This is a genomic window from Bradyrhizobium sp. UFLA05-153, assembly GCF_054185185.1.
The window spans coordinates 98,897-106,411 of sequence record NZ_JBBIAM010000024.1; the positions used below are offsets into that span (position 1 = coordinate 98,897).

Genomic DNA, 7,515 nt, shown 5'->3' on the forward strand with positions numbered 1-7,515 from the left:
CCGTCAGACATTCGCGGCGCCTGAACCGCCTCTTCCTGAACGGACTCTTGACGGATTCTTGGAGCGTCACCACGCATAGCGCACGCTTGCCTTGCCGGCATAGCTGCGGGTGACTGCGGAGAACTCGCCTTCGAACGTGCCGGCGGCCGACCAGCCGCTCAGCCACTTCTTCTCGATCGATCCCGTGACCAGCGCTGAGTCCGCCGCCATCGCTGCGCCGTTCACGACGAAGCTGGCGCCAGGCAGCGACTGGAACGTGGCGCCGACAGTGTGGTCAGGATTGAAGTCGTGCGCCCATGCGACGCGGCCGCGGAGGGTGACGATGCCATTGGCCTGGGCGAAGGATTTGTCGGTGCGCAGGCCGATCTCGGTGCGCGTGTCGGTGACGCTCTTGGCGTTGTAGGCCAGCGCAAACAGGTTGCTACCGACAATCGCCTGCTCGGCATAGGCCGGCAGGTCGAAGGTCGTGAACTGGGCAGCGGCATAAGGTGTCCAGCCAAAGCCTTGTGTGACGAAGCGATAACCACCCTCGAGCCGGCCGGAATAAGCATTGGCATTGAACTCGGCGCGCAGGCGATCGACGCCCGCGATGGTCACCGTGCGATCGGTGATGATGTCCTGCCAGCCATAGGCGAGCGCACCGGTGACGTAGGCGGGCCCGATGATATGGCGGAAGAAGGCGCCGGCCTGGAACAGGTCGGAGCGGCCGGAGCCGCCATTGGCGACACCAAAATTGGTCCCGCCGCCGGCCAGCGCAAAGCCGGCCAGCGTATCTGCCGAGAACCAGTAATCGGCCCCGGCGGCGGTCCCAAATACGCGGCTCGTCGTGTCGTTCGAGCCGATCACCGCATTGCCATCCGTCGATTGGGATCCGCCAAAGCCCGCGGCCCACACGCTCCAGCGCTGTTCGAAGGCGCGTGGCGGCGGCGCCTTGGCGACCATCGCAAAGGCGTCGGCCCGCTTGCGCGCAGCGTAGGCGCTCGTTTGATCCTGCTCGGCCAATCCGGCCGCGCCGCCCGCCGTGCCCGGCCCGCCATTGCCCCGTGTGAAGGGATCAGTGAGCAGGCCCATGAACTGGCCCATGGCGTTGAACGTCGTCTGCTGCGCCGCCGTGCCGAGCTCGCCGGAGGCTTGGGCCAGGCCGGCCGGTGTCAGCGCGCCGTAGACCAATGGAATGCTGCCGTTGGCATTGAAGAAGTTGGTCAGTGTATTACCGACTGCCTGCTGATTGCCGTTCAGCCCACCGGGAATGGCGAAGTTCAAGGCGAGATTGAGATAGGCATTGTTGGCATCGTAGCTGAGGCTCGTGTGGAAGTTCGCCGGCAGATTGGCGTCGACCAGAGAGCCGAACGTGCCGGAGACGCCGCCCGCGGCGGTGAGGATCGTGTAGGTCTTGCTGACATAGCTGCCGCTGGCGAACAGCGCGTTGACCGTGGCGCCGCCGAGCTGCGCCGTGCCCGTGACGGTCGCATAGGACGCGGCCGCGGGATTCACCTGCACCTGATAGAGAGAGCCAGGCGACAAGGTCAAACCGGCAACCGACATGGATGTACCCGCGGTGCCATTGCCCGGCGCGAATGTGCCACCGGCATTGACCTGCATCGCTCCCACCGAGCCAGTGCCGGTCAGAGTGGTGCCGCTGTTGATCGTGGTCAGGCTGGATAATGCGATAGACCCGTCCACCCGCAACGTGCCGCCGCTTACGGTGGTCGCGCCGCTGTAGGCGTTGTTGCCGGAGAGCGTCAGCGTGCCGGTGCCGATCTTGGCCAGCCCGCCGGTCCCGAAAATGCTGCCTGAAAACGTCGTGCTGGTGCCATCATTGCCGGTCGTCAGCGTAGCCGAGCCGAGCGTCACGGAGCCCGCGCCGGCGAGCGAGCCGATGGTCTGATTGAAATTGTTGAGATCGAGCGTGGCCCCACTCGCGACGGTGTAGGCGCTGCTCGGCGAGAAGACGCCCGCGGCGCCGGCCTGCAATGTGCCGGCGTTCACCGCGGTCGGCCCCGAATAGCTCCCGGCACCGGAGAGCGTGAGCGTGCCCAGGCCGGTCTTGGTCAGCCCGCCCGGCCCGCTGATGGTGCCGGACAGCGTGGCGTTGTTGCTGGCGGTGTCAAAAGTGCCACCCTGGCTCATCAGCGTGATGGGCAGCGAACTCGCGATATTGGCGCCGGCGAACTGCATCGTCCCACCGGTGAACACCGGGCCGCTGGCGCCGCTCGCGCCCGAGGCCAGCGTGCAGGCCAGCGCCCCCGACGTGTTCGCCTTGAACGTCAACCCGGGGGCCAACAATGCGTTGCCGTTGGAGCACATGCCGAGCAAATTTGGCAAGGCTCCGGCCGGAAGTGTCCCAATGACCGCGTTGGTCGCGGTGTCGATCACGGAAACCGAATCGCTATAACGGTTAGCCACATAGGCACGGGTGCCGTCGGGACTGAGCGCGATTCCATGGGGAGAAGACCCGACGGCGATGGTGGCAGTGACCGTATTGGTCGCGGTGTCGATCACGGAAACCGAATTGCTGCCTACGTCAGTCACATAGGCACGGGTGCCGTCGGGACTGAACGCGGCATGATAGGGAGAGGACCCGACGTTGATGGTGGCGGTGACCGTATTGGTCGCAGCGTCGATCACGGAAACCGAATTGCTACCCTGGTTAGCTACATAGGCGCGGGCCCCGTCGGGACTGAACGCGACACCAAGCGGAGCAGACCCGACGTTGATGATGGCGGTGACCGTATTGGTCGCGGTGTCGATCACGGAAACCGAATTGCTGATTGTGTTCGTCACATAGGCGCGGGTCCCGTCGGGACTAAACGCGACACCAGCGGGAGCATGCCCGACGGTGATACTGGCAGTGACCGTATTGGTCGCGGTGTCGATGACGGAAACCGAATTGCCGCCTCTTTCGGTCACGTAGACGTGGGTCCCGTCGGGACTGACCGCGACACCATATGGAGGAGAAGATATGCCGCCGATGGTGGCCGTGATCGTATTGGTCGCGGTGTCCAGAACCGAAACGGTGCCGGTAGGATAATTGGTGACATAGGCAAGGGATTCATCGCCTCGCACGGCTACAGCTATGGGGCTATTGCCGACGCCGATGGCGGATCCAACGGGATTGCCGGTGGATGAATCCAGTACCGAGACGGTGTTGTCGCCAGAGTTGGGCACATAAAGGAAAGGCCCGGTCTGAGCCTCCGCCGCCCCGCTCGCGATCATCGGCAGCAGGAAGGCTGAGGCCATCAGCGCACGCTTACCGCTCCCGCCACGCAATTTTCCAAGAGTGCCCCAATTACCAGAACGGATGCGGATCGGCCCGGTGCTGAAACGAGCGATGGCAGTCCTGGGCATGCGTAACCTCAAAAAAGCTGTACGCTCCGATCGGGAGACGCACATCGGATGAATGAGGTGCCGGCCAGTTCGATGTCTTGGGCCAGCGTGCCAAGCCACTGGAATAGGGCGCCATGAGAACGCGAAGGCGCGATACGGTCACGGCGCGTCGCGCGGCTGCTGTCGAACAGCGCCGTTGAGTGGATTGCGGTGACAATTGTGAGGATTTTGGCGACATCGAGCACGATCGGCGTTGCCGGCACTCGATCCCGCTGTATGACGGATCTTTTTGGTTGCCAGGGAAAATCGACGTGGATTCGGCGAATGCGCCTAACGTCTTCGTTAAGTCCTACAAGGGGGCGTCTAGCGGACGAGAGTACGAAGCGTGGCGCGAGGAGACATGCCGGCTTCTCTGCAGACTCGACATCTCGCCGAGTGAGGGTGACAGCATCGACTGCCAGCTGCGCGTCAGCCTGCTCGGAGGATTGACGTTGTCTGTTCCGAGCGGGTCGTCAGCTCATTTCGAGCGCACGCGCGAGATCCTGCGCGACGGGTACGATGATCTGGTTCTGGTTATCGCCACCGCCGGACGAGTGCTGATCACGCAGGAGGAACGCGAAATCGAATTGTCGGAATCGCAGATGTGCCTGATGGACATGAGCTTGCTCAGCAAGATCAGCCAGAGGGACGGAGTTCAGTTCAAGACCGTCGCAATGCCACGTTCCACGCTCTTGACGGCCTATCCGAGGGCCGAGAACGGCATATCACAGGTTCTGGGAGACCGGCCCAAATTGCGGGAAACCATTTCCCGCTATCACGACCTGTCCACGAACCTTGCGCCACATCTTGACGTGGTTGGCCAGCAGCTGATGGCGCAGCACATGGTAGACCTCGTTGGGCTCCTGCTCGGCACCGAGGCCGAACGTGAGAGCGGCGGTCATGCCGCCGCGCGCTTCGATCTGATGCGCGCCGACATGCTCGCAAGTCTCGGCCGCCACGACCTGTCGCTTGGATCGATCGCCCGGAAGCACGGCCTCAGTCAGCGCCACGCGCAGCGCTTCTTCGCACAGGCTGAAACCACCTTTACGGAATTCGTGCTGGAGCATCGGCTCATGCTGGCCCGCAAGCTGTTGCTCGACCCCATCAATCGGTCGCGCAAGATCATCGACGTGGCGTATCTTTCGGGATTTGCCGATCTCTCCTACTTCAACCGGGCATTTCGGCAGCGCTTTGGCATGACGCCGACGGAGATGCGCGGCGACTGAGAACCGAGGCTCTACGCCGCGAGCTCGACGCGGGGCGCCGGCGTCAGCTTCTCTTCCTCCAGGAAGTCCATCGCGCCGTCCTTCTCGACGGCGTAGCACCGCCGGCCTTCGCGCGGACGACCCCGCGGCGGCCCTTGTCACTGTTGACGACATCCCCCAGCGCAAACTTTGCCATCTTGCTTCCCACAAAAACCAACCGGTCGAGTGCTTCGACCGGCTGCGGATTTTGGAAGGCAAATCGTTAACGGCTTGCTAACCATGTGCGTTTCCCTATGCTCACCGCCGAAAAGCGCGTAGGGCTACGCCTCGCACTTGTTGCAACAGAGATGAGCCGACGGCGATGACGCGATTTCCGACCTTCTTCCTGTCGCATGGCGGTGGACCCTGGCCGTTCATGGACGACAGGCGGGTGCAATATGCCAAGACCGCGGAGGAGCTCAGCCGGCTACCCCAGCGGCTGTCGTCGCGACCGAAGGCGGTGCTCGTCATCACCGGTCATTGGGAAGCGGACGAGTTCACGGTCTCGACCTCGGCGCATCCGCCGATGGTCTACGACTATTACGGTTTCCCCGAGCATACCTATCACCTCAAATATCCGGCGCCGGGCGAACCGGCCCTGGCCACGCGGGTGAATGAGCTTCTGGGTCGTGCCGGCATCGATTGCCGCGAGGACGCCAACCAGGGCTTCGATCACGGCACCTTCGTGCCGCTCGGCCTGATGTATCCGAATGCCGATATGCCGATCGTGCTGTTGTCGCTGAAGTCGACTTACGATGCGGCCGAGCATATCAGGGTAGGAGAGGCGCTGACAGCGCTGCGCGATGAGGGCGTCGTGATCATCGGCAGTGGTCTCACCTATCACAACATGCGCGGCTTCGGGCGCGCGGAATCCAAGCCCGTCTCGTACGAGTTCGAGGCCTATCTGCGCGAGGCTATCGGCCAGCCGGACGCTGCGCGGCGCAATGCCATGCTGATTGACTGGCAGAACGCGCCGAGCGCGCGCCTTGCCCATCCGCGCGAGGACCATCTGCTGCCGCTCATGGTCGCAGCCGGTGCGGCTGCGAGCGACGCGGGACACCGTCTGTTCATCGACGAGGTCGCGAGCGTCGCTATGGCGTCGTACGAGTTCGGTGGGTGAATATCTGTATTCTTCCTCCTTCTCTGACCGGGCGTTGGGTGGTGGGCATGTCGCACCTCCACGAAAGCTAGCGAGCGTACAGCGCAAATTTCGGCTTTTCGGGGTAAAGCAGAAATCTGCTCGATCAGGACAATGCCCGCGATCTATCCCTTTACGGAGTTCGTCGTGGCTGGCGGCCTGATGGGCTAGCCACGGATCTGGTTGAATTGAACAAACGCATGGCGGCCGGATCTAGTCGCTGCCGCGCCATCCTAAGCCGCCACCTAACTGCCGTCCCACAGGCTTGACCCTTCGACGTTAAGTCCCAGCCGCTGCAGTCTACGCGCGATGAAGGCCTGGCACGCCAGCTCGGCTTTGATCGCCGCGTGCTCGGGCAAGCGCCCGCAAGCTAATGGAAGTTGCGCGGGGCGCGATCCGGCACGAAAGTAGTACCCCAAATAACCCCTCCATTCGAGTGCATAGAGGCTGGCACTTACACTAGAAATACTCGCGCTAACTTTAGAAATGGTCGCGGGTCTATGTCATGCCGCGCTACCGCGCCTACATTCTCGACGAACACGGCCACCTCGTTGGCGCGGTCGACCTTGAGTGCGCTGACGATGAGGAGGCAAAAGAGCGCGCCAGACGGTTGGATAGCCATCGCGTAGAGCTCTGGCGACAAGTGCCGTTGCTTGACCTGACGGTCCATTGAGCTATCGAAGGCGGGCGCGAGCACACGGCTCGCAACAGACTGAGCCAAGCTAACGCGTGTATACTGGCGGCCGTTGTTGGCACGCGATCCGCGCTCTGATAGCCGCACAAGAAACGTTGTGGGTCAGGGGCGACCCCCCTACTCATCGCTCCCCTCAACCGTGAACTCGACGTTAATCCGCCGATACTTGCGCCTGAACTCGGCAAGGATCGGGCGGGCCAGCTCTAGCGCCTCCGCCAATGTCGCCGCCCTCAGACTGCCAAGTACGTCGAAATCGACATCATTGGTCTTGATTCCCTTGAACACGAACCTGATCGCGTCCGGATGATCTTTCTCATCGGGCATACTGGCTCCCTCATCAGGCGCGCGCCCCTCCTCGTGTATATCTTGCCAAGCTGACGACCGCGTAAATTGAAATGCAGCTCGCCACTGGTTGAGCGAGATGTGTGACACTTTAGACACGGCGGTTCCATTATGAAACCCATGCGCGTCGAGGGCGACCGCGCACTTGATCACGCGCGGCGGCTGCAACTTGATCGATCGCTTGCTTGGATCCTGGCGGCGGCGCGCAAGCCCCGCGTGAAGCAATTCAATCTCAGGTGAGACCGAAAAAAAGGACGCGGTGCACCGCCTGTGTCTCAATTCCCACACTACAGTTAAAAGGCGTCCGTTGGTCGCCTTTCGAACCGACGGGCCAGACCCGACCGTTCAATCCTGTACGCGTTCTATGCGAGATTCCGGGATCACTGGCGAAAATGGAACGCTCCCTGGTTACCGACATGCCGCGCGACAAATATGTCGAGCGCTGCAAGCAACGAGCCTTCGCTTATCTCGACCAAGGCGATCTCAAAAAAGCAGCCACTTTGTTTGTTGCCGATATGAACGTCCGTCCCGATTGCGAATTGCCACACCACTTGGCGATGCTCAGCGTTTCGCTCCTGATGCGTGACGATGCGCTCGGCTGGAGGGCGCTCATCGAAGGATTGAGGTGACGGACGCCTCCGTCGGTTTTGGCATCATTTGAATTCTGTTCGTTTCGCTCTTTCGCGATGCTTTCGTACCACGCCATATCGCCGGGGACCGGTTGCTGACCG

Annotated in this window: 6 protein-coding genes; 3 read left to right on the forward strand and 3 right to left on the reverse strand. The window is 62.2% G+C overall.

The features are described 5' to 3' along the window. Positions 1-66 precede the first annotated feature (66 nt). Both Q2941_RS17065 and Q2941_RS17070 read right to left on the reverse strand, forming a co-directional pair. Positions 67-3,348 (reverse strand): autotransporter domain-containing protein, encoded by a 3,282-nt coding sequence (locus tag Q2941_RS17065; RefSeq protein ID WP_458193188.1) that lies wholly within the window; start codon positions 3,346-3,348, stop codon positions 67-69. Between the two features lie 8 nt (positions 3,349-3,356). Next, the gene (locus Q2941_RS17070) at positions 3,357-3,572 is read right to left on the reverse strand and encodes a hypothetical protein (RefSeq protein ID WP_198031802.1); all 216 of its coding nucleotides are present in this window, start codon (positions 3,570-3,572) and stop codon (positions 3,357-3,359) included. 66 nt (positions 3,573-3,638) lie between these two features. Between Q2941_RS17070 and Q2941_RS17075 the strand changes: the two genes are divergently transcribed. Continuing rightward, the gene (locus tag Q2941_RS17075) at positions 3,639-4,592 is read left to right on the forward strand and encodes a helix-turn-helix transcriptional regulator (protein WP_027524477.1); all 954 of its coding nucleotides are present in this window, start codon (positions 3,639-3,641) and stop codon (positions 4,590-4,592) included. A gap of 340 nt (positions 4,593-4,932) precedes the next feature. Beyond that, positions 4,933-5,730: a DODA-type extradiol aromatic ring-opening family dioxygenase gene (locus Q2941_RS17080; protein ID WP_458193189.1), complete on the forward strand. Its 798-nt coding sequence runs from the start codon at positions 4,933-4,935 to the stop codon at positions 5,728-5,730. An 829-nt stretch (positions 5,731-6,559) separates the two neighbouring features. Here the strand turns inward: Q2941_RS17080 and Q2941_RS17085 are convergent. After that, entirely contained in the window at positions 6,560-7,009 is a 450-nt protein-coding gene (locus Q2941_RS17085; protein WP_027524481.1) for a hypothetical protein, read from the reverse strand. A 191-nt stretch (positions 7,010-7,200) separates the two neighbouring features. Here Q2941_RS17085 and Q2941_RS17090 point away from each other — a divergent pair, with 191 nt between their 5' ends. After that, entirely contained in the window at positions 7,201-7,413 is a 213-nt protein-coding gene (locus Q2941_RS17090; protein WP_254111289.1) for a hypothetical protein, read from the forward strand. Positions 7,414-7,515 lie beyond the last annotated feature (102 nt).